Annotated in this window: 29 protein-coding genes, 1 tRNA gene and 1 pseudogene; 15 read left to right on the top strand and 16 right to left on the bottom strand. The window is 68.5% G+C overall.

Translation table 11 applies throughout. The annotated features are described in order from the left end of the window. Positions 1-2: 2 nt before the first annotated feature. On the bottom strand, positions 3-746 hold the full coding sequence (locus ACZ5QD_RS00570; protein WP_464367013.1) for a cation:proton antiporter: 744 nt from the start codon (positions 744-746) through the stop codon (positions 3-5). After that, positions 692-1,690: a cation:proton antiporter gene (locus tag ACZ5QD_RS00565; RefSeq protein ID WP_464367012.1), complete on the bottom strand. Its 999-nt coding sequence runs from the start codon at positions 1,688-1,690 to the stop codon at positions 692-694. The genes ACZ5QD_RS00570 and ACZ5QD_RS00565 overlap by 55 nt, the downstream gene beginning before the upstream one ends. 161 nt (positions 1,691-1,851) lie before the next feature. Between ACZ5QD_RS00565 and ACZ5QD_RS00560 the strand changes: the two genes are divergently transcribed. From ACZ5QD_RS00560 to ACZ5QD_RS00545, 4 genes are all read left to right on the top strand, one after another. After that, positions 1,852-2,862, top strand: coding sequence for an AurF N-oxygenase family protein (locus ACZ5QD_RS00560; RefSeq protein ID WP_006894764.1), 1,011 nt, complete (start codon positions 1,852-1,854; stop codon positions 2,860-2,862). A gap of 10 nt (positions 2,863-2,872) precedes the next feature. Continuing rightward, positions 2,873-4,366: an FAD-dependent oxidoreductase gene (locus ACZ5QD_RS00555; protein ID WP_464367011.1), complete on the top strand. Its 1,494-nt coding sequence runs from the start codon at positions 2,873-2,875 to the stop codon at positions 4,364-4,366. Between the two features lie 107 nt (positions 4,367-4,473). After that, the gene (locus ACZ5QD_RS00550; protein WP_062367626.1) at positions 4,474-4,761 is read left to right on the top strand and encodes a hypothetical protein; all 288 of its coding nucleotides are present in this window, start codon (positions 4,474-4,476) and stop codon (positions 4,759-4,761) included. After that, on the top strand, positions 4,758-6,395 hold the full coding sequence (locus tag ACZ5QD_RS00545; RefSeq protein WP_062367627.1) for an alpha/beta hydrolase: 1,638 nt from the start codon (positions 4,758-4,760) through the stop codon (positions 6,393-6,395). The genes ACZ5QD_RS00550 and ACZ5QD_RS00545 overlap by 4 nt, the downstream gene beginning before the upstream one ends. A gap of 33 nt (positions 6,396-6,428) precedes the next feature. Here ACZ5QD_RS00545 and ACZ5QD_RS00540 read toward each other — a convergent pair whose 3' ends face one another. After that, positions 6,429-7,829: a carboxylesterase/lipase family protein gene (locus tag ACZ5QD_RS00540; protein ID WP_464367287.1), complete on the bottom strand. Its 1,401-nt coding sequence runs from the start codon at positions 7,827-7,829 to the stop codon at positions 6,429-6,431. Positions 7,830-8,033: 204 nt separating this feature from the next. On the opposite strand from ACZ5QD_RS00540, the gene ACZ5QD_RS00535 reads away from it, so the two are divergent. Together ACZ5QD_RS00535 and ACZ5QD_RS00530 are read left to right on the top strand one after the other, a co-directional pair. After that, entirely contained in the window at positions 8,034-8,477 is a 444-nt protein-coding gene (locus tag ACZ5QD_RS00535) for a FluC/FEX family fluoride channel (RefSeq protein WP_006894759.1), read from the top strand. Continuing rightward, the gene (locus ACZ5QD_RS00530; protein ID WP_006894758.1) at positions 8,474-8,827 is read left to right on the top strand and encodes a fluoride efflux transporter FluC; all 354 of its coding nucleotides are present in this window, start codon (positions 8,474-8,476) and stop codon (positions 8,825-8,827) included. Before ACZ5QD_RS00535 ends, ACZ5QD_RS00530 begins: the two co-directional genes overlap by 4 nt. 31 nt (positions 8,828-8,858) lie before the next feature. Here the strand turns inward: ACZ5QD_RS00530 and ACZ5QD_RS00525 are convergent, their stop codons facing one another. Then, the gene (locus ACZ5QD_RS00525) at positions 8,859-9,224 is read right to left on the bottom strand and encodes an ArsR/SmtB family transcription factor (RefSeq protein WP_278126373.1); all 366 of its coding nucleotides are present in this window, start codon (positions 9,222-9,224) and stop codon (positions 8,859-8,861) included. A 178-nt stretch (positions 9,225-9,402) separates the two neighbouring features. Between ACZ5QD_RS00525 and ACZ5QD_RS00520 the strand changes: the two genes are divergently transcribed. From ACZ5QD_RS00520 to ACZ5QD_RS00500, 5 genes are read left to right on the top strand one after another with little or no spacing between them, the layout of a single operon-like run. Beyond that, a complete protein-coding gene (locus ACZ5QD_RS00520) occupies positions 9,403-10,992 on the top strand; it encodes an ABC transporter substrate-binding protein (protein ID WP_062367629.1) in 1,590 nt (529 codons plus the stop codon). 4 nt (positions 10,993-10,996) lie between these two features. Next, positions 10,997-12,052: an ABC transporter permease gene (locus tag ACZ5QD_RS00515; RefSeq protein WP_082781315.1), complete on the top strand. Its 1,056-nt coding sequence runs from the start codon at positions 10,997-10,999 to the stop codon at positions 12,050-12,052. After that, positions 12,049-12,873 (top strand): ABC transporter permease, encoded by an 825-nt coding sequence (locus ACZ5QD_RS00510; RefSeq protein ID WP_062367630.1) that lies wholly within the window; start codon positions 12,049-12,051, stop codon positions 12,871-12,873. The genes ACZ5QD_RS00515 and ACZ5QD_RS00510 overlap by 4 nt, the downstream gene beginning before the upstream one ends. Next, positions 12,870-13,700, top strand: a complete 831-nt coding sequence (locus ACZ5QD_RS00505) for an ATP-binding cassette domain-containing protein (protein ID WP_062367631.1) — start codon at positions 12,870-12,872, stop codon at positions 13,698-13,700. Before ACZ5QD_RS00510 ends, ACZ5QD_RS00505 begins: the two co-directional genes overlap by 4 nt. Then, positions 13,697-14,377 (top strand): ABC transporter ATP-binding protein, encoded by a 681-nt coding sequence (locus tag ACZ5QD_RS00500; RefSeq protein ID WP_062367632.1) that lies wholly within the window; start codon positions 13,697-13,699, stop codon positions 14,375-14,377. Before ACZ5QD_RS00505 ends, ACZ5QD_RS00500 begins: the two co-directional genes overlap by 4 nt. Here the strand turns inward: ACZ5QD_RS00500 and ACZ5QD_RS00495 are convergent. The 10 genes and pseudogenes from ACZ5QD_RS00495 to ACZ5QD_RS00450 form a co-directional block, all read right to left on the bottom strand. Continuing rightward, a pseudogene (locus tag ACZ5QD_RS00495) lies at positions 14,317-15,551 on the bottom strand (ammonium transporter). The gene ACZ5QD_RS00500 and the pseudogene ACZ5QD_RS00495 sit on opposite strands and share 61 nt — an antisense overlap. A 189-nt stretch (positions 15,552-15,740) precedes the next feature. Then, the gene (locus ACZ5QD_RS00490; protein ID WP_006894750.1) at positions 15,741-16,655 is read right to left on the bottom strand and encodes an urease accessory protein UreD; all 915 of its coding nucleotides are present in this window, start codon (positions 16,653-16,655) and stop codon (positions 15,741-15,743) included. Between the two features lie 8 nt (positions 16,656-16,663). Beyond that, the gene (ureG, locus tag ACZ5QD_RS00485; protein ID WP_006894749.1) at positions 16,664-17,290 is read right to left on the bottom strand and encodes an urease accessory protein UreG; all 627 of its coding nucleotides are present in this window, start codon (positions 17,288-17,290) and stop codon (positions 16,664-16,666) included. 7 nt (positions 17,291-17,297) lie between these two features. Then, positions 17,298-18,023 (bottom strand): urease accessory protein UreF, encoded by a 726-nt coding sequence (locus tag ACZ5QD_RS00480; RefSeq protein ID WP_233500102.1) that lies wholly within the window; start codon positions 18,021-18,023, stop codon positions 17,298-17,300. Then, positions 18,010-18,618, bottom strand: a complete 609-nt coding sequence (locus tag ACZ5QD_RS00475; RefSeq protein ID WP_006894747.1) for an urease accessory protein UreE — start codon at positions 18,616-18,618, stop codon at positions 18,010-18,012. Before ACZ5QD_RS00475 ends, ACZ5QD_RS00480 begins: the two co-directional genes overlap by 14 nt. A 53-nt stretch (positions 18,619-18,671) precedes the next feature. Continuing rightward, positions 18,672-19,517: an urease subunit alpha gene (locus ACZ5QD_RS00470; RefSeq protein WP_006894746.1), complete on the bottom strand. Its 846-nt coding sequence runs from the start codon at positions 19,515-19,517 to the stop codon at positions 18,672-18,674. Further along, the gene (locus ACZ5QD_RS00465; protein ID WP_006894745.1) at positions 19,514-20,392 is read right to left on the bottom strand and encodes an urease subunit alpha; all 879 of its coding nucleotides are present in this window, start codon (positions 20,390-20,392) and stop codon (positions 19,514-19,516) included. Before ACZ5QD_RS00465 ends, ACZ5QD_RS00470 begins: the two co-directional genes overlap by 4 nt. Beyond that, positions 20,392-20,859 (bottom strand): urease subunit beta, encoded by a 468-nt coding sequence (locus ACZ5QD_RS00460; protein WP_006894744.1) that lies wholly within the window; start codon positions 20,857-20,859, stop codon positions 20,392-20,394. Before ACZ5QD_RS00460 ends, ACZ5QD_RS00465 begins: the two co-directional genes overlap by 1 nt. A 35-nt stretch (positions 20,860-20,894) precedes the next feature. After that, positions 20,895-21,197 carry an urease subunit gamma gene (locus ACZ5QD_RS00455; protein WP_006894743.1) on the bottom strand — a complete coding sequence of 101 codons (303 nt, stop codon included), beginning with the start codon at positions 21,195-21,197 and terminating at the stop codon, positions 20,895-20,897. A 251-nt stretch (positions 21,198-21,448) separates the two neighbouring features. Further along, on the bottom strand, positions 21,449-22,276 hold the full coding sequence (locus tag ACZ5QD_RS00450; protein WP_081598052.1) for an HNH endonuclease family protein: 828 nt from the start codon (positions 22,274-22,276) through the stop codon (positions 21,449-21,451). A gap of 528 nt (positions 22,277-22,804) precedes the next feature. Here ACZ5QD_RS00450 and ACZ5QD_RS00445 point away from each other — a divergent pair. After that, positions 22,805-22,877 (top strand) — tRNA-Ala (locus tag ACZ5QD_RS00445). A 40-nt stretch (positions 22,878-22,917) separates the two neighbouring features. Here the strand turns inward: ACZ5QD_RS00445 and ACZ5QD_RS00440 are convergent. After that, complete coding sequence (locus ACZ5QD_RS00440; protein ID WP_006894718.1) at positions 22,918-23,646, bottom strand: hypothetical protein; 729 nt, start codon at positions 23,644-23,646, stop codon at positions 22,918-22,920. 432 nt (positions 23,647-24,078) lie between these two features. Between ACZ5QD_RS00440 and ACZ5QD_RS00435 the strand changes: the two genes are divergently transcribed. From ACZ5QD_RS00435 to ACZ5QD_RS00425, 3 genes are all read left to right on the top strand, one after another. Continuing rightward, a complete protein-coding gene (locus tag ACZ5QD_RS00435) occupies positions 24,079-24,843 on the top strand; it encodes a lytic transglycosylase domain-containing protein (protein ID WP_006894717.1) in 765 nt (254 codons plus the stop codon). Positions 24,844-24,996: 153 nt separating this feature from the next. Beyond that, a complete protein-coding gene (locus ACZ5QD_RS00430) occupies positions 24,997-25,527 on the top strand; it encodes an MmpS family transport accessory protein (RefSeq protein ID WP_006894716.1) in 531 nt (176 codons plus the stop codon). 76 nt (positions 25,528-25,603) lie between these two features. Beyond that, a complete protein-coding gene (locus ACZ5QD_RS00425) occupies positions 25,604-26,350 on the top strand; it encodes a hypothetical protein (protein WP_006894715.1) in 747 nt (248 codons plus the stop codon). A 24-nt stretch (positions 26,351-26,374) separates the two neighbouring features. On the opposite strand, the gene ACZ5QD_RS00420 is transcribed toward ACZ5QD_RS00425, so the two are convergent. Continuing rightward, entirely contained in the window at positions 26,375-26,554 is a 180-nt protein-coding gene (locus ACZ5QD_RS00420; RefSeq protein ID WP_006894714.1) for a hypothetical protein, read from the bottom strand. Positions 26,555-26,561 lie beyond the last annotated feature (7 nt).

Here is a 26,561-nt window from a genome sequence, read left to right as displayed (position 1 = left end):
GCTCACCGGCTCGCCTGCGCGTCGAGGCTGATCTCCTCCGCGTCGAGGCGCGCCAGCGCGGAGGTCAGGGCCTCCGAGCTGTAGGCGCCGCGGTCGCGGAGATCGATGAGTTCGGCACGCTGGCGGTCGATGATGACGCGTCGGACGCGCCGCATCTCGACCGCGTTGCGCAGACGCCGGTCCAGGACGTCGCCGGTGGGGTCGCCGTCGTCGGAGGCCTCCAGCGAGCGCACCTGTTCCACATTGCGGGCGAGCATGCTGTCGGAACAGACAGCGGGGTCGGTGAGCACTTCGACGCTGATGGAGGCCATCTCCCGGTTCAGCCGCTGCAGTTCACGCGCCGCGTCGGCACGGTGGTCGGGCAGCCTCATCCATTTGATGAACGCACCCAGCGTGCTGCCCTGGATCATCAGCGACCCGGTCGCGACGACGAAGGCGACGAGTACCAACAGCGAACGGTACGGCGTGTCGGCGGGGAGGGTCTGCGCCGCGGCCAGCGTGACGACACCGCGCATCCCCGCCCAGACCACCACGTGTCCTTCGCGGAAGCCGATCGACTCGGTCCGGTAGTACTCGATGTCCGCGAGCCGCCGGTCGATCCGGCGCTGGAACCGCGGCGTCAGCCGGTCGGCGGCCGCGTCGGGATCTCCCAGTCGGTCCTGCATCTGCTCGAGAATCGGCTCCCGGGCGATCACCTGCGCGACCGCCGGGAGATGGCCGCGACCAGGGTCATCACGAATCCCCACCGGATCACCATCAACAGCACGAACGCGATCGCCGCGGGCCAGAAGGCGTGGATGACGCTTTCGTGGCTCGCCGTCACATCCATCACCAGGGCCTTCAGTTCGAGTCCCATGAGCAGGAAGACGCCGCCCTCCAAGAGCAACTCGACGGTTCGCCACGTCTGCTGGTCCGACTGCCGGTGCGCCGCGGTGAGCCTGCGCACCGACCCTCGGCCCGTCACCAGTCCGGCGGCCACCGCGGCCACCAGTCCGGAGGCGCCCATGATCTCGGTCGGCACGTACGCGATGTAGGGCGCGGTGAACGAGACCGCCGTCGCCACCGCGGCGTTCGAGATGCGCGCGCGGGCGACGATGAAGACCCAGCCCACTGCGCCGCCGACGATGACGGCGCCGATGATCGCCCAGACGAACGAGAGGGCCACGCCCACCATCGACAGTCCGCCCGCCATCGCGGCGATCGCGGCGCGGAGCACCACCAGCGCGCTCGCGTCGTTGAACAGACTCTCCCCCGAGAGCACCGTGATGAGCCGCTGCGGCGCACCGACCCGTTTGACGGTGGTGGTCGCGACCGCGTCGGTGGGACTGAGAATCGCACCGAGCGCCACGCCGGTGGCGTAATCCGCGTCCGGCAGTATCAGCATGAAGAGCAGTCCCAGCAGGAGCGCGCTGATCACGACCAGCACGATCGACAGTCCGCTGATCGCCTGGAAGTCGCGCTTGAAGTCCATCGCGGGCAGCGCCACGGCCGCGGCGTACAGCAGCGGCGGAAGCACGCCGATCAACACGACCTCCGGATCCACCCAGATAGGCGGGACTCCCGGCAGGTAGCTCACGGCGACCCCGAAACCGACCAGCAGCAACGGCGCGGCGATCCGCACGCGGGGGGCGAGTTGGTTGGCGCCGGCGACCGCCAGCACGCACACGACGACGATTCCCACGATCTCCACGCGGTCATTCTCCCTTGCCGGCGGTGTGACCCGCGACACCGCCATTTGTCCACGCTGACTGTGCCATCGAACATTGACAAGATCGGGCTGCGGTGCGACGCTTGGGACAACAAGTTCTACTTCGGCGGCCTTCGTCCACCGACGCAAGTCAGGAGAAGACAATGACGTCCACGCAGCCCCGGCCCACCACGTACACACCGCCTGCCAAGCAGGACACCGGGACCGACTACCAGCAGGTCCTCGAGGACCTCTCGACCGCGTCGGTCCGGCGCAACTTCGACCCCTACATCGACATCGACTGGGACGCGCCGCACATGGCCGTGATCCCGAACGATCCGCGGTGGATCCTCTCGTACAAGGTCGACCCGATCGGCCGGCATCCCTGGTACCAGAGCCTCCCCAAGGAGAAGCAGATCAAGATCGGCATGTGGCGCCAGGCCAATGTCGCGAAGGTCGGTCTTCAGTTCGAGTCGATCCTGATCCGCGGCCTCATGCAGTACGCCGACCGCCTCCCGAACGGTGACAAGCGGTTCCGTTACACCACTCACGAGGCCAAGGAGGAGTGCAACCACACCCTCATGTTCCAGGAGCTGGTGAACCGCATCGGCATGGACACCAAGGGAATGCGCTGGTGGCTGCGCCGTGCATCGCCGATCATCCCGCTGTTCTCCACCTTCTGGCCGACGATCTTCTACTTCGGCGTCCTGGCGGGCGAAGAGCCGATCGACCACATCCAGAAGGACTTCCTGCGCGCACGCGAGGAACTGCACCCCGCGATGTCCGCGGTGATGGAACTCCACGTGGCCGAGGAGGCCCGGCACATCTCGTTCGCGCACAACCACCTGCGCAACACGGTCCCCCGCAAGGGCCCGATCACCAAGTTCGCACTGTCGATCGCGATGCCGATCGTCATGCGCGTGCTGTGCAGCGCGATCGTGGTTCCGCCGAAGGACTTCGAGCGCGAGTTCGACGTGCCGAAGAGCGTCATGAAGGACATCTTCTGGAAGTCGGAGCAGTCGCAGATCTTCCTGTCCGGCGTGTTCGGCGACGTCCGCATGCTCGCCGAGCAGTGTGGCCTGATGAACCCGGCCTCCCGCCAGGTGTGGCGCGCGATGGGCATCGACGGCCGTTCCTCTCGCTACCGCAGCGAGCCCACCTACAACGCGAGCTGAACAGACAACAGTGCCTCACGTCATCACGCAGGCCTGCTGCGGCGACGCCTCGTGCGTCTACGCATGCCCGGTCAACTGCATTCATCCCACTCCAGACGAGCCTGACTTCGGCATCTCGGAGATGCTCTACATCGATCCGTCGACGTGTGTCGACTGCGGTGCGTGCGTCAGCGCGTGCCCGGTCGGCGCGATCGTCCCGGGGCGCCGACTTCCCGAGGAGGCCGCGCGCTTCGCCGACGTGAACGCCGGTCACTACCCGGATCCGGCGCCGACCGAGACGCGCTTCCCGGTCCGCACCGACTGGCGGCTGCCGATGGCGCCCATCGTCAAGCCCGCGGCGCTGGGCGGCGCGACACCCGACGAACTGCGCATCGCGATCGTCGGCTCGGGACCGTCGGCCATGTACGCCGCCGACGAGCTTCTGAAGCATCGCCAGGTCAGGGTCACGGTGTCCGAGCGTCTGCCGGAACCCTTCGGTCTGGTCCGCTTCGGCGTCGCGCCCGATCACCTGTCCACCAAGACGGTGACCGACCTCTTCAACGAGATCGCGCGTCATCCGAACATCCAGATCCTGCTCAACACCGAGATCGGCCGCGACGTCTCGCTCGACGAGCTCCGCAGTGCTCACCACGCAGTGCTGTGGGCGGGCGGAGCACCCACCGACCGGCCGTTGCAGATCCCCGGTGTGGATCGCGAAGGCGTGCAGAGCGCCACCTCGGTGGTCGGCTGGTACAACGGCCACCCCGATTTCGCGTACGCCGCACCGGATCTCTCGGCCGAGCGAGCGGTCGTTATCGGCAACGGCAACGTGGCCCTCGACGTCGCGCGGATCTTCACCGCCGACACCGATCGGCTCGCACCGACGACGATCGATCCCACCGCCTTGGCGGCACTGCGCGCATCCAATCTGCGCGAAGTGGTTGTGGTGGCGCGCCGCGGTCCCGAGCACGCGGCGTTCACGCTCCCGGAGCTGATCGGCCTCGCCGACGGTCCCGCGCGAGTGTGGGTCGATCCCGCCGAGTTGTCCGGTGTCGACGCGACGAACATCGACGACCCGACGGTGGCGGCCAAGGTGAATCTACTGCGGGAGATCTCGCAGCGGAGCAAGCCCGCCGAGCCCTTCATCCGGCTGTCGTTCGGGCTCACCCCGGTGGAGATCCTGGGCGACGGGCATGCCTCCGGAGTCCGGTTCGTCAAGACCGGCGGCGACGAGGAGTCGGTGATCGACGCGGGTCTGGTGCTCACGGCCATCGGTTACCGCGGTCGCCCCGTTCCGGGTCTGCCCTTCGACGACGAGAAGGGCACGGTCGCGAACGTCGCCGGCCGCGTGGTGGAGAACGGCGAGGCGATTCCGGGCCTGTACGTGACCGGATGGATCAAGCGCGGCCCGACCGGATTCATCGGCACCAACAAGACCGACTCCGGCGAAACCGTGGCGAATCTGCTCGCGGACGCCGAGGCCGGCGCCCTCCCCCGGCCCGGAACCGCACCGGTCCCGGCCTGACCCGAGAGGAGACGGGCCACGCCGGCCTGTGGATGAACGATGGAGCCGAACAAGCTCCGCGTGCGTCTAACGAATGAAGAGTTCATCTCGATCATTCGGAGGCGTCCATGGGATTCGGCATCACTCCCGATCAACTGAACAGCATCGTCGCCCTCTGGCGACGGTCCAGCGATGAGATCGCCGGCCTCGACTGCGCGGCCGGCGATCTGTCTCTGGCGGGCAGCCGGTCGGCGGAATCACTGCGAGCGTGCGCCGCAGCGGTGCACGACGCCGCCGCAGCCCTCTCACGGCACCTCGCCGGCTCGGCCGCGGCGCTCGAGAAGTTCAACACGACGACGGTGGAGTCGGACCGGGCCTGCGCCGCCGACCTCGCCGCCCTCCGGAGGCCGCGGTGACCGGCGTCGCCCAGGTTCTCCGATGGCGTCCGGAGACCCTGCTGGCCACGGCCACCGCTTTCGACGTCGGCGGTGAGAGCGTCGCCAACACCGCCGATGCCGTCCGCCGGTCCTTCGACCTCGATCCGACCTGGTCGGGAGTGACCCGAACCAGTGCCGGGCACCGCGTCGACGCCGAAGTCACGGCGCTGCATCGATTCGAGCGGACGCTCGTCGACCTCTCCGACGCCACGCGAGAGGGACACGGACGGCTGTCCGCGGTGCGCGACCGCATCGTCGGCCAGATCCGCACGGCGCGGAGCTCGGGCTTCAACATCGGCGACGACGGCGCCGTCGCCCACCCGGATCCTCGACGTCGCGCGGACGCCGACTATCTCACCGAGCGGATCACCGCCCTCCTCACTGAGGCCGACGCCGCCGACACCGCGCTGAGCGGCAGGCTCACGATGCTGATGCGGCACCTCGACGGGTCGGGGAACGTGGTGCCCCTCCCGATCGGCGGATACGCTGAGGCCACCGAAGCGGGCCGACTGCTGGACCTGATGCCGCCGGACGTGGTGGAACGGTACTGGGAATCACTCGCTCCGGCGCAGCGACGCAATCTCATCGATTCCGTGCCGGAGGTTGTCGGGAACCTCAACGGCATCGACTTCGCCGACCGCGCGGAGGCCAACACCATCTCGATTCAGCGGACGCTCGACGCCGAAGTCGCGGCCGGCCGGCGCGACGGTGCGAAAGCCCGACAGCTGCGCGCCCTCCTGCGTCCCGCACCCGACCCGCTGCATCCCGGCAGGTTGGTTCCGCGGACCTTTCTGGGTTTCCGCGACGTGGGAGACGGCCGGTTCATCGAACTCGTCGGAGATCTGACAGCGGACGCCACCGGCGCGGCGGTGCTGGTCCCCGGCACCGGAACCGGGTTACACAGCGTCGACGTCTATCGGCGGCGCGCAGCCAACCTGTCGCACGCCAGCGGCGCACCGGTGATCGTCTACGCCGACGGCCCGCTGCCGCAGAAATTGATCGACGCCGATCTCAGCCCGATCGCGGGCACCGCCTCCGACGCCGAGCCCGCACGCCGGATGGCGCCGGGCCTGGTGGAGTTCGCCGCGGCGCTCGACCGGCAGATCGACGCGTCGGGGCTCGACCTGAAGACCACCGTCATCGGGCATTCGTACGGCGGAGCCGTGGTCGGCACGGCGGAACAGTCGGGGCTGCGATCCGATCGCGTGGTGTACGCCTCGTCGGCGGGCACCGGTGTGGAGGACCGGCCTTGGAACAACGCCGAGCCGCACGTCCAGCGGTACTCGCTCACCCCGCCCGGTGACCCGATCCAGTACTGGCAGCAGATGGGCTCATCGGTCCACGGCGGCGATCCGGACACCGCGCCGGGTGTGACACGGCTCGACACCGGGAACTACAGCGACGGCACGCCGGTAGCGGGACGCTCCGCGCACTCGGGCTATCTCGACGACGAGGGTTCCGGGGCGATGCGGGCGATGGCCGCCGTGGTGGCCGGGCGCTGTCCGCCCCCGTACATCGAACGCGCCCCGGATATCGACGCCGCGCAGGACGCCCTCGACGTCGTCGGCGGATGGATCGAGGAGGGGCTGAGCCTGGTGACGCCCGGAAGATGACTCCGCCGAGGCCCATGGAGGCCCATCGGGATCTCAGCCGAATACGTGGGGATCGGCGGCTTCGGTGTGCCGCGCCCATCCGGGATCTCCGGTCTTCGCGAACCGCACCCACGCCGCGTGCATCGCGTCGGCGACCGACTGGTCCGGGTCCGGTCCGGTGAGCGCGTGAGCCGCTTCCAGGTGATCGAAGACGAAGGGCAGCTCGACGGCGTGTCCGGCCCGGATGTCGCACACGGGGCTCTCCCAGGCGAACTCGTAGAGGTATGTCGGCGACTCGGGACGCAGTTCGGCGAGTGCTCTGGTGGGGTCGGCGAAGGCGATCGCCGTGATCGCCTCGCATAACGCATCCCCGGCGCTCACCCCGTCGGCGAGCCGTTCGTCCAGCAGTGCGGTCGGCATTCCGGCACGTGAGAGCATCGCCCGCGCCATCTCGGGAGTCGCCGCCTCGAGCACTCCGGTCGGAGCGAAGAAGAACCGGAACTCGGTGGCGTTCCAGCCGGCGAGCAGCCCGATCCCCGCGCCCGCGCCGTCGGCTATCCGATTCTGCGGAATGTCGGGCAAGATCTCGCCGTCGAGGACCGGGAAAATGTTCATGATGCCCATGCCGATGTCGGTGACGGTCTTGCCCCAGATCTCCGGGTCGGGGTTCATCGTGAACTCGAGGACCGCCTGAGTCTGCGCCTTCAGCAGATCCGCCGTCGGTATCTCGCCGAACGCGGCTGCGGCATGGGGGACTCCGAGCCGCTCGGCGAGTCGCGCGGTCACCTTCCGGGCGTCGTCGACGTCGGCCACCGTGATGCCGTTGCCGCTCTGCATCGCGGCCCGCCCGAACAGGCCGGTGACCCGTGGTGACGACAGCAGCGACGCGACACTCATCGCCCCCGCAGACTCACCGAAGATCGTCACGTTCGCCGGATCGCCGCCGAAGGCGGCGATGTTGTCGCGCACCCACTCCAGCGCCGCGATCTGATCGAGCAGTCCCCGGTTGTCCGGCGCGTCCGGGAAGGCGCCGAATCCCGGAACTCCCAGACGGTAGTTGACGCCGACGCACACCACACCGACACGCGCGAACGTGTCGCCGGCATAGATCGCGATCCGGTTCGATCCTCGGGCGAAGGCACCGCCGTGGATCCAGACCATCACCGGCAGTCGACCTTCGGACGAAGGATCCGGAGTCCACACGTTCAGGTTCAGATAGTCGTCGCCGAGTTCGACGACGTTGTCGAGGATCGCGGCTATCGGTGCCGGATACCCGACCTGCGGTGCGGTGGGACCGTAGGAGGTGGCGTCGCGGACGCCGTCCCACGGCTCGTGCGGACGCGGTTCCTGAAAGGTGGCGGCCCCGACGGGCGGTGCGGCGTAAGGGATTCCGAGGAACGCGGCGACGCCGCCGCGGATCCTTCCGCGGACACGCCCGGCGGTGGTCGAGACCACCGGGGAACCGCCGCTCGGAAGTCCGGACGCACCGCCGCGTGCAGATGCAGATGAGGTGTGGGTCACATGTCCACGCTACCCGGCGCGGCGGTCAGTCACCCGTTGCGCGCGAGCCGGATTCGCGATCGGCGGCTTCGGCCGAAACCGGCCTCGCGTCTTATAGGATTCGCTTGTTCACGACAGTTACGGGGGTGAGGGACCGACATGTCAGAGCGCATGCACGTACCGGACGCCTTACGCGGCACCGGCGTGATCTGGGTGTTCCTCGGCGGAATGGCCGGCACCTTCGTCCGGTGGCTCGCCGAGGAGAATCTGCCGTCGGGCAAGGGGCGGTGGCCGTGGGACATCTTCACCGTCAACATCGCCGGCGCACTGATTCTCGGTTTCCTGCTGCAGTTGCTGCTGCGACTGGGGCCGGACGCGGGTCTTCGCAAGAAGATCCGGCTCGGGGTCGGCACCGGCTTCTGCGGCAGCCTCACCACCTACAGTTCCTTCGCCCTGGACCTCTCCGACCTCGGTCGTGACGGTTTCCCGTATCTGGCTGCCGGGTACGCCGCGGCGAGCGTCTTCATCGGACTGATCGCGGTGGCGGTGGGGGTCGCCGCCGCGCGCCGGTGCGTCCCGCAGCCCGCGGAGGCGACACCGTGATCGTCCTCGCCATGATGGTCGGCGGCGGGCTCGGCGCCGTGACCCGCTTCGTCCTCGACGCGCTGATGCGCACACGCAAGCTGACCACCGCGATCGGTCCGACCGCCATCATCAACATCCTGGGTTCACTGCTCATCGGTCTGATCGCCGGGTGGGCGACCACCGGTTCGCTCGACTCGAACTGGAACGTCATCATCGCCACCGGCTTCTGCGGCGGGTTCACCACGTTCTCCACCTCGATGTACGAGACCCTGTTCTTCGGTCTGACACCCCGCGCGGTGATCTATCAGGCGTCGACTCTCGCCGGGTCGGTGGTCGCGTGCCTGCTGGGGCTGGCCCTGACCCTGTGAGCGACCGGCGGGTGTCGGGGACCTCGCGACGTCAGTCGCCGCCCGCGCCCGGATGTCGCGCGCTGTGCGGATGGCCGTGTACGTGGGCGATCCCGACTACGTCGTGCAGGATCTGGTGCACCACGGCGTCGTCGATCATCGAGTAGCGCACGCGGCGCCCGGCCCGGGCGGTCCGCACCCACCCGCTGTCGCGGAGGGCACGGAGCGACTGCGATGCCGCGTTCTCGGTGATCCCCACGCGCTCGGCGAGTTCGGCCACCGCCAGATCGGGCTCGCGATGCATCTCCACCAGGAGCGCGAGGCGGGTGGGATCACCGAGAAGAGCGAAACGGGTCGACCAGATCTCGATCTGTCTCGGCGTCAGCCGCTCCCGCGACTGCGCAGACCGTTCCGCCATGCGCATTTCCTCTCGAACTCGTGTGGTCATTCCATCACGGTCGGGGCCGCGCCCGCGACGGGTCCGTCGATCGTTTCCGCGAATCCGGCCGCGCCGCCGAATCTCTGATACACGTTCAATTCGACATATGTCAGTTCACACACATGTCCCGTCCTCCTTCGACGTCAGGCACAGCTCCATGCGCACCAGCCGCCTCCTGTGTCCCGCCCTCGTCCTCGTTCCGGCTCTCGTCCTCGGCCTCGCCGGGTGCACGTCGTCCGACGCCGGAGGCACCGGCCAGATCGTCCTCGCCGACGCCGTCGAGCTCGGCGGCTACAACCCCCTCGACGGCTACGGGACACTCGGCGTCTCGCCCCTCTACGAGGGTCTCCTCCGGCCGTCGGCAGCGGACAGCTCCCGGGTACCAGACCTGGTGCCGGCGCTCGCGAGTGAGCCCCCGCGCGCGGTGAGCCCGGGGGTCTGGCGGCTGCCGCTGCGCGAGGACGTCCGATTCTCCGACGGCTCGGCACTCGACTCCGCCGACGTGGTCGCCACCTACCGCGCGCTCACCGACCCCGCGGTCGCCTCGTCGATGAGCGCGGCGATCGGCCCTATCTCCGAAGTCGCGGCCGAAGGTCCGCACGCGGTGACCGTCCACGTGACCGGCGAGGCCGATCCGTCGCCGTATCTGCTGCTGGGCATCGTTCCCTCGGAGAAGGTCGAGAATCGTCCGGCCGCGGATTGGGACATCGGCAGGCATCCGGTGGGCACCGGCCCGTACCGACTCGAATCCCTGCAGCCCGATCAAGCGGTCTTCGTCGCGCGCGAGGACTACTGGGGGTCGGCGCCCGCCCTGAAGAAGGTGGTCTACACCTACACGCCCGACGACAACGCCCGGGCGCAACGGATCGTCAGCGGCGAGGTGTCGGGAGCGAACCTGCCGCCCAAACTCGCGAACAGTCTGGCGGACCGATCCGGCGTCACGGTGGTCGACGCCGACTCCGCCGACTGGCGCAGCGTGAGTCTGCCCTCGCAGAACGCGTTCACGGCGGACGTCGCCTCCCGGCTCGCGATGAATCTCGCGGTCGATCGCCGTGCGCTGGTCGACGATGTGCTCGGCGGTCGAGGCACCCCTGCCGCCACCCCGATCTCGGCGGTCTACGGCGAGAACTACGAGCCCGCCGCCCGGTTCACGGTCGACGTCGCTCGCGCGGGCACGATCCTCGACCGCGCCGGGTGGGTCCGCGGGCCGTCGGGCGTCCGCCGGTGCGGCGGCGACAAGGCCGAGTTCACACTGCTCTACCCCGCCGACGACACCCTCCGTCGCGACCTGGCGGTCGCGTTCGCCGCCGCGGTGAAACGCGTCGGGATCTCCGTGGATCCGCACGGCGCCAGCTGGGACGAGATCGAATCCCGGCTCGCCGACGACGCGGTGCTCCTGGCCGGCGGCGAGTTCCCGTACAGCATCGATTCCCAGGTCTACTCCGCACTGCACACCCGGACGCCCGGTGCGTCGCCGTTCTCCAATCCAGGTGACTTCGGCTCTCCGGAGATGGACCGACTGCTCGAACAGGCGCGCGCGAGCGCTCCGGGGCCGGCGAACGAAGCCCGCTACCGCGAGATCCAGCGGCTGTACCGGGAGGCGCCGTCCTCGGTGTTCCTCGCCTTCGTCCATCACACCTACGCCGTTCGCGACGACGGCTGGCGCTACGATCCCCCGGTGCTGGAACCGCATGCTCACGGGGTGGTGTGGGGGCCGTGGTGGAACCTGCCGTCCTGGCGGCGGTGAGACGATGACCATCGCGCCGAACCGGCCCGCCGTACGGGTACCGGCCTCCATCGACGAACCGCCCGAACCGCGCGCCGGCCGATCCCGGACGCGCCGCGCGGGCCGACTGCTCGTGCGCCGCGCCCTCATCGGGGTCCCGACCGTCGGCCTCATCTCGCTCGGCATCTTCGCGCTGGCCGCGGCATCACCGTTCGATCCCCTCACCGCGTATCTGGGCAGCCGGTATCAGAGCGCGACGCAGGCTCAGCGTGAGGCCACCGCCGCCGCCTATCACGTCGATCAGAGCTGGTGGTCGGCGTGGTGGCAGTGGTGGCGCGATGTACTCAGCGGCGACCTCGGCTGGTCCTCGACGCTGTCCCAGCCGGTCGCGACGGCGCTCACCGAACGCCTGCCCTTCACCTTCGGCATGGCCGCGGTCAGCTTGACGCTGGCGACCGTGATCTCACTGTCGGTCGGGACCGTGGCGGGCATGCGGAGGGGCGGACTGCTCGACCGATGCTGCACCGCGGGCGCCACCGTTCTCGCCGCCGTCCCGCCGTTCGTGGTTTCGCTGGTGCTGGTCACCGTCTTCGCCGTCGGTCTGAGCTGGTTCCCGTCCTCGGGTGCGCGAACCCCGGGCAGCCGCTACTCGCCGTCGGATCTGCTCGCGCACGGTGTGCTGCCGACGGTGGCGCTGACCGTGTCGATGATCCCGTGGCTGCTGTTGACCACCCGGGCCTCGGTGGTCGAGGCGACGGGCTCGGATGCCGTCCTCGCGGCGCGTGCGCGCGGGATCAGCGGGATGCGGCTGCTGCGCGGCCACGTGCTCCCGGTGTCGGTGCTGCCGACGCTCGCACTGATCGGGACCCGGCTGCCCGAACTGATCGCGGGCGCCGCGATCGTCGAGACCGTCTTCGGCTGGCCCGGACTGGCGAAGGCACTCGTCGATTCGGCCGTCGGACTCGACTTCCCGCTGCTCGCCGCGCTCACCCTGGGATCGGCGGTGCTGGTCATCGTCGGCTCGGCGCTGTCGGATGCGGCCGCCGCCTGGATCGACCCGAGGATCGGGCTCACCGCATGATCGGGCGAGTGAAGCTGCGCCCCGGCCGGACCGGATGGCTGGCGGCGGGCCTGGCGGCCGTCGCCGTCGTGGTGATCGCGCCGCTCGTCGCGGGCCCGCAGCAGCCCGACTTCGCGCGAGCGCTGACCGCGCCCGGACACGATTTCCTGCTCGGATCCGATCATTCGGGCCACGATCTGGCGATCCGGACCGCTCAGGGCCTGCAGATCTCCCTGCTCATCGCCGCGATCTGCGCCCTGGTGTCGACCGCCATAGGCATCGCCGTCGGCGTGGGAGCGGCCGCTTTCGGCGGCTGGTTCGACGCGTTGACCATGCGGTTGGTCGACGGTGTCAACGCCCTTCCCCATCTGGTGCTCGGGGTGGTCATCGCCGCGATGTGGCGGGGCGCCCCGCTCGCGATCATCGCGTCCATCGCGCTGACCCACTGGCCCGCGGTGGCTCGTGTGGTCCGCGCCGAACTCCTGAGTCTGCAGACCGCGGGATGGATCGAGTCGGCGCGGCTCGCGGGCGCGGGCCGCACTTTCATCGCCACCCGGCACATGGTGCCCGCGGTGACCGGGCAGGCCCTGGTCGCGATGGTGGTGCTTCTGCCCCACGCGGTCTGGCACGAGACCACACTGTCGTTCCTCGGCGTGGGTCTGTCGCCGGATCGGGCGAGCCTGGGCACCCTGCTCGACGACGCCCGCGGCGACGTGCTCACCGGTGCGTGGTGGACGCTGGTGGTGCCGGGGCTGGCGCTGATCGCCGCCGCGCTCGCGGTGACGCGCCTGGGAACACTGGTGGCGCGGCGTCACCGACCGCCGGCCGGGAGCGTCTGGTGACGGCGGCGGTCGCCTCCCTGGCCGGCGTCACGGTGGACGTGTCCGCGGACCGGGGCCGGCGGCGCACCGCGGTGCGCGTGCTCGACGACGTCTCGCTCGAACTCGCACCCGGCACGGTCACGGCGCTGATCGGCGAATCCGGCTGCGGCAAGTCGATGGTCGCCTCGGCTCTGTGCGGACTGCTCCCCGTCGGCTCGGTCGCCACCGGACGCGTGCGGATCGGCGACCGCACGCTGGACCCTCGCGACTCGGCGTGGCATCGGGTACGAGGACGAGAGGTGGGCCTGGTCCCGCAGTCGCCGGCCACGAGCTTCACGCCGGTGCGGACCATCGGAAGCCACTTGTCCGAGACGGTGACGGTACTGGGCGCGGACCGCTCGGTCCGTGAACTGGCCGACGCGGTCGCGTATCCGGCGCGGGCGCTGGACCGGTATCCGCACGAGGTGTCCGGCGGGATGGCGCAGCGTGCGGCGATAGCCGGGGCCGTCGCGGGCCGGCCGCGAGTCCTCGTCGCCGACGAGCCGACCTCGGCGCTCGACCCCGAGTTGGCCGCGGCGACCTGGCGGTTGCTCGCCGGAGCCGCGGCCGACGGCGCGGGCGTCCTCGTCGTCACCCACGACATCGAGACCCTCCGGCAGGTCGGCGTCTGCGATGCGATCGCCGTGATGCGCGAGGGCCGACTGCTCGCCCGGTTCTCAGCCGGCGAGTTCGACGGCCTCGCCGCCACGTCGGCGTCGGACGCGGCGGACGCTGCGTACTCTGCGGACGCGACGACGCGACTGACCGACGACGAGTACATCGCGCAGTTCCTGCAGGAGGTCCGGTGATCGAGGCGAAGGGTTTGACCGTCTGCTACGACGGTGTCGAGGTGGTGAGCGACGTGGACGTCCACGTCCGTCCCGGCTCGATCACCGGTGTCCTCGGGCGGTCGGGCAGTGGCAAGACCACGCTGCTGCGGGCTCTCGCCGGCCTGGTCCGGCCCGCTCGCGGATCGGTCACGTACGGCGGATCGGTCTGTCCGAGGCCGGGATCGATCGCCATGCTCGCGCAGCATCCGCGACAGGTGGCCGATCCCCGATGGACCCTGGCCCAGACCATCACCGAACCGGCGCGGATCGCCGGCAGGCGCGCCGAGCGCGACACCGCCGCCGTCGCGGCGCAACGCGCCGGGCTCGCCCTCGATCTTCTCGACCGGTTCCCGTCACAAGTGAGCGACGGTCAGCTCCAGCGCGCCTGCCTGGCACGAGTGCTCGTGCAGCGTCCGGGATATCTGCTGTGCGACGAGCCGACGGCGATGCTCGACCCGATCTCGGCGCGCGCCGTCGTCGAGGTGATCAGCGCGCTGGCGCGCGACGGGGTCGGCGTCGCACTCGTGAGCCACAGCCGCGCGCTCGTGCGAGCGCGCAGCCGGTGTGTGCTGGACCTGTCGGACGACGCTGCGGGTCAGCTGCCGGCCGTCGGCCGGACCGACGTGGAACCCGTCACCGACTCGTCGTCGTTGTAGGCGCAGGCCCCCTGTTCCACCTCGTCCATGCGGTCCTCGTCGGCCGGGTCCACCCGCAGCCCGACCGTCCACTTGATGAGAAGCGCGATGATCAACGTCAGGACGAACGAGTAGCCGATGACCGCCAGCAGTGCCACCACCTGGTGTCCGAGGAGTGCCCCGCCGCCGCCGAAGAACAGCCCGTCGTGGCCCGAGTCGTTGATCTCACGGCTGCCGAAGAAACCGACGGCGAGGGTGCCGAGAACGCCGCCGACGAAGTGGACGGCGATCACGTCGAGCGCGTCGTCGTATTTGAAGACGTCCTTGAGCCGCAGCGCCAGGTGGCAGACGGCGCCCGCCAGCACGCCGATGACCAACGCACTGACGGTGCTGACGTATCCGGCCGCGGGAGTGATCGTCGCCAGTCCGGCGACGCCGCCGGTCACCGCGCCGAGCACGGTGGCCTTGCGGGTCAGGACCCATTCGATGAACAGCCACACCACCAGTGCCGCCGCACCGGCGACGTGCGTGTTCAGCAGGGCCTGCGCGGCGAGCCCGTCGGCGCGCAGGCCGTCGCCCGCGTTGAACCCGAACCAGCCGAACCACAGGATTCCGGCACCGACGATCACGAACGGGATCGAGTGCGGCAGCGGAGCGCGGTTCCCGAACACCTTCCGCCGGCCGAGCACCAGCAGCAACGCGACCACGGCGGCTCCCGCCGACGCGTGCACCACAATTCCGCCGCCCAGTCCTGCGCTCCGAGTTTCACCAGCCAGCCGCCCGGGTTCCACAGCCAGTGCGTGATCGGCGGGTACACCACCACCGACCAGGCGATCAGGAACACCACCCACCCGAAGGCCTTCAACCGGCCGACCACCGCGCCGGTGATCAGCGCGGGTGTGATGATCGCGAACATCATCTGGTAGGCGACGAAGGCGAGCGTCGGAATCGCCAGATGCGTCGCGGCGTCGACCACGTGACGCGGGTTGGTGGGCACCGACCCCAGATCCGAGAGCCCGAACAGTTCGAGATCGCCGGTGACCCCGCCCTTCGACGGCCCGAACGCCAGGGTGTATCCGATGACGACCCACGTGAGAGTGACGATTCCGATCGGCACGATGTTCTGCTGCATCATCGTCAGCACGTTCCGCTTGCTGACCATGCCCGCATAGAACAGCGCCAGACCCGGCGTCATGAACAGCACCAGGGCCGCGCAGATCAGCACCCAGCCGGTGTCACCCGGACTCACTTCCAGGGACGCTCCGGCGGCCAGCACGCTCGCTGAAGGTTCAGACATTCACTCGTCTCCTCGGCTTGTCGGAGTCTGCAGGCTCCTCCTGCAGGGGGTTGGCGAAACCGCGGGCGGGGTGAGCCGCGGCCGTCGTCACTGCTGGCCCCGCCACGGTTGTGCGGGGCCGATCGGTGCACCGAGCACTTCCTCGCGCACGATCGACCAGAAGGCCCGGACCCGTTCGGTGACGGGCTGGCGCTCCACGCCGAGCACCTTGAAGATGAGTCCGCAGTCGCCGGGGAGCCGGCTCGCGCCGCTGTAGGCGCCGTCGATGAGGCCGGTCGGCACTCGGGCCAGGATGGCCTCGGCGTGCTCGGGCGGGGTCAGCACGACAACGTTGCCGAACACGTCGTAGCGCCCCATGGCGCCGGGGTGGCGGATGGGGCTGCGCTGCGGTTCGATCAGGATCTTCTCGGTGAACAACCGCGTCCCGTCGGGGCGCCGCGCCTTCATCAGCGAGGAGAAGACGTCGTACCCGAAGACCTCGTCGGCGCGGTGGTGCTTGCGGCCGGACAGCACGATCTCCGAGGACAGCAGGGTCGCCGACTCGGCGATCTCGATGTCGCTCGTCACCACGTACCGCGAGTTGCGGTGCGGGATCGTCGAACCCGGGAGGTACTCGACGTAGGCCCCATCGCCGAGCACGAAGGTCTGCGCGTGCACGGCGTAGTTGGCGTCCATCTGCTGCACCTTGGTGGCCGACTGGGTGGTGATGTGGACGCGCGTATCGGTCTCGGCCACGACGTCGACCGACAGGCGGTCGCCCTGCACCACTCCGCCGGAGGTGGAGACGATGCAGACGCACGCCATGTCGGGGACGGCCTCGTCCCAGTACAGGGCCTGCTGCACCAGCAGCGGCGTCTGGCGGTACAGGTCGGCGAGAACGGTTCTGCCACGCCGTTGTTCGAATCGCATTCGCAACGCACCGATCTTTCCGGGGGTGCCCACCCGGGCCTGTCTGGGCTGATCCTGGTAGATCGCCAGCTCGGGCAGGTCCACGGCGCCCACGGCCTCGGTCAGCCGCCGACGGAGTCGAAGAGGACTCCGTGGGCGATCAGGTCGACGACCTCTTCGACACCCTCTCCGGTCTTGCAGTTGGTGAACACGAAGGGCTTACCGTTGCGCTGCGCGGCCGAATCGCGTTCCATCACCGACAGATCCGCGCCGACGTACGGCGCCAGATCGGTCTTGTTGATGACGAGGATGTCCGACTGCGCGATGCCCGGACCGTTCTTGCGCGGGATCTTGTCGCCGGCGGCCACGTCGATCACGTAGATGAAGAAGTCGACGAGGGCCGGGCTGAAGGTGAGCGTCAGGTTGTCGCCGCCGCTCTCGATGAACACGATGTCGGCGTCGGGGAAGGTCGCCTCCATCTCCTCGACCGCGGCCAGGTTCATGCTCGGGTCCTCCCGCACCGCGGTGTGCGGGCACGCGCCGGTCTCGACGCCGACGATCCGCTCCTCGATGAGCACCCCTTTGAGCGCCTTCTGCACGTGCTTGGCGTCCTCGGTGGTGACGACGTCGTTGGTGATGATCAGCACGCTGGTGCCGCGCTCCACGAAGTGCGGCGTGATCGCCTCCAGCAGTGCCGTCTTGCCCGAGCCGACGGGTCCGCCGACGCCGATGCGAGTGGTCTTCTTCATTGGGTCCTCAATTCATGAACATGCGTACGTGCGATCGGACGTGGATCGACGCGAAGATGTCGAGCATGGGAGCGAACGTGGACATGTCGTCCAAGCTCAGGTCTTTCACCGCGTGGTAGTCCTCGTCGGCGGTCGCGCCGACATCGAAGAGGATCTGCTGGGTGTCCATGTGGTCCACGCGAACCACCCGCAGCGCCGCTCCCACCACGGTCGCGGCGACGCCGTACTGGTGGATGCCGAACGACTCCTGTTCGCCGGCACCGATTTCGGCGAGCACCAGGGCCCGGGTGGCGGGATAGGTGCCGGGCACCTCGCCCGATTTGATCCGCTCGAGCCAGTCGGCGATCGGCGCCGACTCCGGCGCCAGACGGAGTCCCAGTTCGGCGAGCTTGCGGCCCATCCGCGTCACCATGACGCGGCCCTCCTCGTTGAGCTTGCGCTCGATCACCGCGAAGTCGGCATCCGCGAGCCCCGCGTCGTCGCAGGCGAGCGCGGCGCGGTGCGCGTGCAGCACGGCGATGCCGTCGCAGGACGCTCCCTGCTTCACGCACACCTGCACGAACTGCCGCAGGCTCTCGGCGTCGGTGACCAGGCCTTCGGCGACGGCCGTCTCCAGGCCGTTGGAGAAGGAGAACGAGCCGACCGGCAGCATCGTGTCGGAGAACTGCATCGCCCGCATGAAGCGGGTGATGTCGGGGACGGCGCCGGTCTCGGTCACGTCAGTGGTCGTCACCGGCGTGGCCGTGCGGATGCGTGTGGGTGTGGCCCCCGCCCTCGCGGGCCGCACCGCCGAACAGCCGTCGAGCCTCGTGCGGCGCGATGTACGGGATCACCTCGGCGCCGGGGATGAACCGGTGCACCACGCCCTCGAGTGCGTGCGTGCGCATCACCGAGTTCATCACCGGCTGCGCGACGGTGAGCGGCACGTACACCTTGACGCCCTTGACCACGGCGGGCCAGTGCGGGTTGCCGATCGCATGCCCCAGCTCCAGACAGGTCTGGATCACGGTGTTCTCGTCGCGTCCAGCCACCTGGCTCAGGTCCACCTCCATCACGTCCTGAAGGGTGATCCGGGCGATGATCGCGGTCTTTGCGTCCTCGTCGTATTCGAGCACGTCGCCGTCGCGGAGCTGCACGCCGCGGTCCAGCGACACGGCCACCTCGTCGCCGTTGGCGGTGGTCCGCCACAGCCGCGACTTCTGCGCCTCCCACTGGTCGAGGAAGACGTAGTCGCAGTCGGCGTCGGCCAACCGCGCCTTCCATTCGTCGTCGTGCTCGTTGCCGAGAATCGACTCCACGACGTTGAGCCCGGTCGCCGGACTTTTCATGAAGAGTTGCCTCCGTAATGCGGTCGGTAGCGGGTGCGGTCAGCTGATGAAGTTCAGCTGAAGAAGTACAGCTGGTTGAGACTGATGTGGGTGGCCGGTTCGACGTACGCGTGCTCGCCGTCGACGGTGACCGCGAAGGTCTCGGGATTCACCTCGATGTCGGGTATGTAGTCGTTGCGGACCATGTTGTCCTTGCTGATCTCACGGGTGTCCTGGACGGGGATCACCTGGCGTTCGAGTCCGTACCGTTCGGCGATCCCCGACTCGTACGCCGCCTTGGAGACGAAGGTCGCGGACGTCTCCTGCAGGGTCTTCCCGTAGGCGCCGTACATCGGGCGGTACATCACCGGCTGCGGGGTCGGCAGGGACGCGTTCGGATCACCCATCGCATGCCAGTTGATCACTCCGCCCTTGATGACGGTGCGGGGCTTGGCGCCGAAGAAGGCCGGCTCCCACAGCACCAGGTCGGCCATCTTGCCCGGGGCGATCGAACCGACCGAGTGGGCCAGACCGAAGGTGATCGCCGGATTGATCGTCACCTTGGCGACGTAGCGGAGCACGCGGAAGTTGTCGTTGCCCGGCGCGTCCTCGGGCAGCTTGCCGCGGGACCGCTTCATCGCGTCAGCCATCTGAACGGTGCGCAGCCAGTTCTCGCCGATCCGGCCCATCGCCTGCGAGTCGCTCGACACGATCGAGATGACGCCCATGTCGTGCAGCACGTTCTCTGCGCCGATCGTCTCGGCGCGGACGCGGCTCTCGGCGAAGGCGACGTCGGACGGCACCAGCGGATTCAGGTTGTGGCAGACCATGATCATGTCGAACAGCTCCGCCTGCGAGTTGATCCCGTAGGGCAGCGTCGGGTTGGTGGACGCGGGCAGCACATTGCGTTCCGCGGTCACGCGGAGCAGGTCGGGCGCGTGACCGCCGCCCGCGCCCTCCTAGTGATAGGTGTGAATCGTCCGGCCGTCGAATGCGGCGATGGTGTGTCCTCGACGTAGCCGGCCTCGTTCAGCGTGTCGGTGTGGATCGCCACCTGGATGTCGTAATCGTCGGCGACGGCCAGCGCCGTCTTGATCGCCTCCGGTGTGGAACCCCAGTCCTCGTGGATCTTGAGACCGCCCGCCCCGGCGAGCAGCTGCTCCTCGATCGGCGGACGCCGCGACGAGTTGCCCTTGCCGCAGTGCAGGACATTCACCGGCAGACCTTCGTTGGCCTTGAGCATCATCTCCAGATTCCATGCGCCGGAGGTGATCGTGGTGCCGTTGGTTCCGTCGGTGGGACCGACGCCGCCGCCGATCAGCGTGGTGATGCCGCCGGACAGTGCGGTGTACGACTGCTGCGGCGAGATCATGTGGACGTGCGAGTCGAGGCCCGCCGCGGTGAGGATCAACTGCTCGCCGGAGATCGCATCGGTGGCCGGCCCGGTGATCAGGCCCGGCGTGACTCCGTGCATGGTGGACGCGTTGCCCGCCTTGCCGATACCGGCGATCTTGCCGTCCTTGATACCGACGTCGGCCTTCACCACGCCCAGTTCGGCGTCGATGATGACGACGTTGGTGATGACGATGTCGAGGGCGCCGGTGTCGCTCGTCGACGACGGGTCCTGGCCCATACCGTCGCGCAGCGTCTTGCCTCCGCCGTAGATGGCTTCGTCTCCGATGACCCGGAGGTCCTTCTCCACCTCGACGTACAGATCGGTGTTGCCGAGGCGGATCTTGTCGCCGGCGACCGGACCGAAGAGTCCCGAGTAATCCTTCCGAGAAATGCTGGTCATCACTTGTCCTCAATTTCTGACGTACGGGCTTGTGCGGGCTGTGGCGCGGACTTGAAGCCTCGCTGCTCGAGCAGGTCCACCACGTGCTGATAGCGCGGCCGGTAGACGTCGCGCACCGGAGCCCAGCCGTTGACGATGCCGTTGAACCCGTACACCCGGCTCTTGCCGGCGAACGGAACCAGCGTCACGTCCTGTTCGTCGCCCGGCTCGAATCGCACCGCGGTGCCCGCCGGAATGTCCAGGCGCCATCCGAAGGTGGCGGGCCGATCGAACTCGAGTGCCCGGTTCGCCTCCGTGAAGTGGAAGTGTGATCCGACCTGGACCGGCCGGTCACCGGTGTTGCGCACGGTGATCTTCTGTCGGGGCCGCCCGACGTTGAGCTCGATCGGCTCGTCCCGCAGGACGTACCCGCCCACCGGGACTCCCGAGGGCACCCCATCGTCGTTCGTCGAATTCTCCGAGGCCATGCTGCGCTACCCTTCGTAAGCTCGCCGAGTGGTGGTCAACGAATCGGATTGTGGACCGTCACGAGACGGGTGCCGTCGGTGAACACGGCTTCCACTCGGACCTTGGTGATCATGTCGCCGACGCCTTCCATCACGTCGTCGACGGTGAGGACGTTGGCGGCCTCGCTCATGACCTGTTCGACGGTCTTGCCGTCGCGAGCGCCCTCGAGTGCGGCGGCGGTGATGATCGCGACGGACTCGGGGTGGTTCAGTTTGAGCCCGCGGGCTTTTCGACGTTCGGCCACCATCGCGAGATTCAGAATCGTCAGCTTGTCGAGCTCACGCGGCGTCAAATGCATGCCATCCCCTTGAAAGACATCGAGCGGTGATCCCGCCGCCGTCTCCGCACGGAAGACCGCGGTGTGACTCATGTGATTTGAACTAGCACCGGCTCCGACTCGCCGCTGAGTTCTGGACAACTCGCCCGAAGACCGGCGCACGGTAGCACCCGATGGCGCGGAATGTGTTCCAGATCAGTGGATTTCGGCCGTCCGAATGGTCACGCCACTTTCCGGCGTCGACGACCCCACTCGGCGATAAGACCTCGCCGTCAACCGTAGGTGCGGCGCACGGCGTCCGACTCGGTCGGCAGCGGCTGATCAGGGCACTTCTCGAGAACCCGGGAGATCGCGTCCTTCTCGGCGCCGGTGACCCACAGGCGGTACTTGAGTTTGACCGCCACCTGCCGCGCCACGTATGCGCAGCGAAAGCTCTTGTTCGGCACGAGCCAGGACGCCGCGTCCGAGTCGGACTTGGCGGAGTTGGGGGCGCGCGTCGAGGCGATCAGGTTCAGCGGATCGTTCGAGAAGGCGATCCGCTCGGCCCGGCTCAACTGCTGTGCGCCCTTCTGCCACCCGTCGCCCAGGCTCACGACGTGGTCGATCGGCACCAATGCCGATGTCTTGTTCCCGCGCACGAATTCGACCACCGAGCCGGTGTACGGGTCGTGCAGAGTCCCTGACTGCACCACGCACGGCGGCACGCGGGGCGAGGTGCCGCGGACCTTGCACGTCACATCGGTCAGATCGCGGGAGAGGATGTCCTCCCGCGTACTCAGCCCGTTGCGACCCCAGGCGGCGGTTTGGTCGTCGGTCCATGCCGGACCGAACTCGGCGCGCGCGTACCCCGTCTTCGGCGCCCGCCCCTTGACCGCGAGTCGCGCCAGCCCGGCCCGCGCCGTCCCCACGGGAGCGGGCGCCTGCGTCTCCGGCTCGACGGCCCCGGACGGGGACACCGGTACGGGAACGTGCGAGCGCGTCACCGAGGGAGTTGCCGGAGCCTGCGCGGCGGGCGCGGGCAGCGAGCATCCGGACACCAGGCCGGCGACGAGCGCTCCGGAGGCGACTGCCAGAGCTGTCCGTCGCGGCCTCCTCGTCATTCCCACATGCGCGAGAGTAGACGGCGCCTCGGACACCGGAACCAGCGAGTCTCGACTGCCACTCAAGACTTCCCCGGCGCCCCGTGCGTTAACCAGAAGTGAGGTCAGGTTAACTTCGGGTGTCCGGATCTCCGCGGAGCGCGGCGCGCACCAGATATTCACAGCAAACCCGCAGGTAAAACGCACTTTCTTTCATGCACGAACGGCACTGTGTTCGTAGCCACCACCGCAGGTGAATGTGATTCGGGTCTGCATAGAGATACCGATTCGACCGGTTGTGTAACGATTTTCTGGCATCGCCCGATGCGGCCAACTCCTACCGAAAGGCGAACACATGTTCCCCGCTCTGACCCAGTTCTTCAACGACTTCACCGTCTTCGGCGGCGACCTCCTGCACGTCGCCATCACCATCGGTTTCGGCGGATAGGCCACCGTTGGACGCCGGTACGCGGCCCCTCGACGCAGGGGCTTTGCGTACCGGCGTTCGCGTCCTGTTAGACTGATCTCCGGTCGTCGGCAAGACGCTCAGGGGCTATGGCGCAGTTGGTAGCGCGACTCGTTCGCATCGAGTAGGTCAGGGGTTCGATTCCCCTTAGCTCCACAGAAGTGAGGCCAGGTCAGAGGAAATCCTCGACCTGGCCTCACTCGTTCTCACGGCCGCATCCCCGGAAGCGCTTCCGCCAACAGACGAGCGATGAGAAGACGGCGCACGCCATCGCCACGCTGATCGGCACCGCCCACGCGATCACGCCGAGACCAGCCAAGATCAGCAGCATCACCAGGGGCACGAACAGCGGGAGGAGCGAGCCCGCACCGGGCCACGAGCTCATGAGCCGTCGCCGGCGGCGGCGTCGGGTAGGTGGACGCGCCGCGCGTGATCGACGAACTCCGCCAACGCACGCCACGGGTCCGCTACCTGTGCGGCCCCCCGACATGCCCGCAGGATCATCCCGCCACGCGCCGCGCACTGCGGCGCTGATCTCAGCGTCATCACCCGTGACCTGTACGGAGAGTTCTTCCATCCGGCTCACGAGCTTCTGCACGCGCGGGTCGTCGGCGGTCGCACCGGACAGGCGCAATTCCTCGACTCGTCGGTACAGATGAGGCCATTCGATCTCGGTCCGGTAGGCCAGGCCCGGACCGGTCTCCGCCGCTGCGGCAGCGAGGCGCTCGCGTTGCTCCCCGTTCAAGTGGCGGTCGAGCACCTCGCCCGCGCCGGTGCGAGCCGCTCGCATGAGCCGCAGCATCTCCGCAGGGTCGACGCACTCGACACTGGCGTCCCCGGCGGCGACCACTGCGGCCAGTCGTTCCCGCAACCGGCCCAGAGCGATCAGTTCCGCATCGACGCGCCGGAGTTGATCAGACAGCACCCGTAGCGGGGCGAGCCATCTCGTCCCAGTGATGCAGGGTCCGCACCGTCAGTCCGCTCGTCTCCGCGACCTGACCGGCGCTCCACCGCTTCGACACGTTCGCCATGTCTCCACCATGCAACCTCACGTCGCGTGAGGTGCAAGCCGCGCGAGACACACCGCGCGTGAGCTCCACCCCGAACTCCGGAAATCGGACGCTACCTGCGGTTTCGTGTCTCACCTCACAAACTGGGCGAGGCGCCGTCGTTGACCTGCAATATCACCGAACTACTACAAAGCACCATAGGAGCTTGGTAACGACCTAATAACGGTATCGCGACGAACTCATGTACGTTCGTCCGCAGTCCTCGAACAGCCGCCGTTCGCGGCCCGAATCGCCTGCGTGGCCGGCTGTCGAGAGGAAGCCACCCTCCCCGACACCAAGGTCTGACCATGCATCCGAATCGCAAACCGCTGAAGTCCGCCCTGCTCGTCGCGGCCGGCCTGGTTCCGGTCACCGGAGCCCTGATGGGCGTGACGTCGAGTTCCCCGGACCGCGTGGCATCCTCCGACCACGCCGCGGCCTCGACGCCCATCCGTGCCGAGGCCGACCCCCGTCCGGCACCGTCGACCACCCAGACCCCAGTCCGGCCGGTCGCCGCCACACGGCACGCCACCCCTCCCGCACCCGCGCTGCCCGCCTCGGTGACGACCGGCGTGATCCCGCGCATCAACTTCGAGGCCTACCGCTCGGCTGCGGCCACGATGGCCAAGACCACGCCCCGATGCCATATCGATTGGAAGCTGATCGCAGGCATCGGCCGGGTGGAGTCGCAGCACGCCAACTTCGGTGACGCCGACTCGCGCGGCCAGTTGCGGCATCCGATATACGGCCCCGTCCTCGACGGCTCGCTCGCCGGCAACCAGGTCATCGCAGACACCGATGGCGGACGCCTCGACGGCAACGCACAGTACGACCGCGCCGTCGGACCGACCCAGTTCCTCCCCGCGACGTGGGAACACTATGCGGCCGACGGCAACGGCGACGGCAAAGCCGACCCGCAGAACCTCTTCGACGCGGCACTGACGACGGCGCGCTACCTCTGCGACGAGAACCTGGACCTGGCCGATCCGGCCGGGCAGAGCCGCGCCGTCCTGCGATACAACAACTCCGCCGAGTACGTCAGCAACGTCCTCGGATTCGCGCGGAGTTACTGAGCGCGCCATTCCACCGCGCGCGTCCGTTCACGCGACGCCGTTCTGTCGTCCGACTAGACGACTTAAGCCGGTTTGTCCGACCCTTCGCATACCATCCCGGATGTCCGACTGAGGGTTTCATCCCTCAGGCAACACCTTTCACAGGAGTCCGAGATGACAAACCCCGAGTCGCAGCCTCAGCAGCCGAATCCGTACGGTCAGCAGCCGAATCCTTACGGTCAGCCGTACCCGTACGCCCCGCAGCCGCCGGCGAAGAAGCGAAAGAAGTGGCCGTGGATCGTCGGCGGACTGGTGGTGCTGTTCATCGCCGTGATCGCGGGCTGCTCAGCCATGGTCGGCGGCGTCGCGAACGAGATCGACAAGGCCGCGAACAGCACCGCCACCGTCACCTACCGGGTCACCGGCGGGGGCACCGCGTCGGTGACCTACAGCGACAAGGACTTCAACATGGCCCAGGACACCGCAGCGCAGCTGCCCTGGACCAAGGACGTGACCCTGCAGGGGTTCGGCAAGATCGCCAGCCTCACCGCCACGAACGACTTCGAGGCCGACGCGAGCCAGACGATCACCTGCGAGATCCTGGTGAACGGCCAGGTGAAGAACACCCAGACCAGCAAGGGTCCGGCGGCCACCGCGAACTGCACCTACAGCGTTCCCACCGAGGAGAGCCAGCCGAGCAGCTAATCGCCCGGGTTGTCCGCAGGTCCCGTCGCCATGACGGGACCTGCACGCCCCGGCCCACGACGATAAGCTCAGCGGCATGGCGCTCAGTGATACAGAGGTCGCGACGGTCCTCGACCGTGCGATCGCGACGATCGACCCGATGCTCGACGTGCTCATCACCGCCGATCCGCTGGACCTGAAGCCTCGGACGCACGCCTTCCAGAATCCGCGGAACTGCCTCGACCGCAGTGCCGTCGCAGCGTCCGGCGTTCTCAACGTCCTCGACTGGCCGGGTACCGCCGGATGGGACGACCTGCCACTGCGCGACCACGCCGACTGGTGGGTCTCCCGCATCGGTCTGGTGACGACCGGCGGCGTCGCGTTCCCCAGCATCTTCGGTCCCTGGACCAAGAAGCTGCCGATGTCCGATTACCTGGGATTCGCCAGCCAGGCGCTGGTGCTGCGTGCGGTGAGCCGTGAGTACGGCGTGGTGTCACGCGACGCCGCGGTCACGATGCTCGCATCGATCCTGTTCGGCCGGAACCTCGATGTCCGACTCGAATCCCCTGCCGACGCCGAACCCTTCGACGACGGTTCGACCCGCCGAGAGAAGGCGTTCGTGTCCCGGCTGTGGAGCGTTGGCCGCACCCTTCACGACCTGTCCCGGTCGCTCGGCGATCGACCGGGCTCTCCACGCCTGTTGAGCTGGCTGGGCTGGATCCCGTTCGTCGGCGGCGCCGCGAGCTATCTCGGTGAACTCATCGCACTTCGCCGCGCTGCCAAACTGTGCAGGGAATGGGTAGTCGCCCACCCCGACACGATCAGCACCGGCGAGCAGCCCTGACAGCGTGCATCTCGCGGAAGACGCCTACGACTCCTCGTCGTCCTGAGAATCGGCCGCCGCGTTGCGCGCGGCGGCGATCTCCAGCGCACGACGCGCCGTCGCCTCATCCGGATAGGGTCCCATCCGATTGAATACGTTGCCGATCTTGCCCTGCGTCACGTTGCCCGTGGAGAGATCGAAGTACCACTGGTCGTCGTCGCTCATGTCTCCA

Source organism: Gordonia sp. J1A (assembly GCF_055393515.1).
Note: the sequence above shows the minus strand (reverse complement) of the source record. Positions and strands in the feature narration are given on the sequence as shown.

Coding starts and splice junctions, on each gene's coding strand:
- ACZ5QD_RS00560 (WP_006894764.1), top strand. CDS start 1,852: ATGACGTCCACGCAGCCCCGGCCCACCACGTACACACCGCCTGCCAAG.
- ACZ5QD_RS00420 (WP_006894714.1), bottom strand. CDS start 26,554: ATGAGCGACGACGACCAGTGGTACTTCGATCTCTCCACGGGCAACGTG.
- ACZ5QD_RS00535 (WP_006894759.1), top strand. CDS start 8,034: ATGTCAGAGCGCATGCACGTACCGGACGCCTTACGCGGCACCGGCGTG.
- ACZ5QD_RS00520 (WP_062367629.1), top strand. CDS start 9,403: ATGCGCACCAGCCGCCTCCTGTGTCCCGCCCTCGTCCTCGTTCCGGCT.
- ACZ5QD_RS00515 (WP_082781315.1), top strand. CDS start 10,997: ATGACCATCGCGCCGAACCGGCCCGCCGTACGGGTACCGGCCTCCATC.
- ACZ5QD_RS00475 (WP_006894747.1), bottom strand. CDS start 18,618: ATGAAAAGTCCGGCGACCGGGCTCAACGTCGTGGAGTCGATTCTCGGC.
- ACZ5QD_RS00465 (WP_006894745.1), bottom strand. CDS start 20,392: ATGACCAGCATTTCTCGGAAGGATTACTCGGGACTCTTCGGTCCGGTC.
- ACZ5QD_RS00450 (WP_081598052.1), bottom strand. CDS start 22,276: ATGACGAGGAGGCCGCGACGGACAGCTCTGGCAGTCGCCTCCGGAGCG.
- ACZ5QD_RS00435 (WP_006894717.1), top strand. CDS start 24,079: ATGCATCCGAATCGCAAACCGCTGAAGTCCGCCCTGCTCGTCGCGGCC.
- ACZ5QD_RS00455 (WP_006894743.1), bottom strand. CDS start 21,197: ATGCATTTGACGCCGCGTGAGCTCGACAAGCTGACGATTCTGAATCTC.
- ureG (WP_006894749.1), bottom strand. CDS start 17,290: ATGAAGAAGACCACTCGCATCGGCGTCGGCGGACCCGTCGGCTCGGGC.
- ACZ5QD_RS00550 (WP_062367626.1), top strand. CDS start 4,474: ATGGGATTCGGCATCACTCCCGATCAACTGAACAGCATCGTCGCCCTC.
- ACZ5QD_RS00525 (WP_278126373.1), bottom strand. CDS start 9,224: ATGGCGGAACGGTCTGCGCAGTCGCGGGAGCGGCTGACGCCGAGACAG.
- ACZ5QD_RS00510 (WP_062367630.1), top strand. CDS start 12,049: ATGATCGGGCGAGTGAAGCTGCGCCCCGGCCGGACCGGATGGCTGGCG.
- ACZ5QD_RS00430 (WP_006894716.1), top strand. CDS start 24,997: ATGACAAACCCCGAGTCGCAGCCTCAGCAGCCGAATCCGTACGGTCAG.
- ACZ5QD_RS00460 (WP_006894744.1), bottom strand. CDS start 20,859: ATGGCCTCGGAGAATTCGACGAACGACGATGGGGTGCCCTCGGGAGTC.
- ACZ5QD_RS00425 (WP_006894715.1), top strand. CDS start 25,604: ATGGCGCTCAGTGATACAGAGGTCGCGACGGTCCTCGACCGTGCGATC.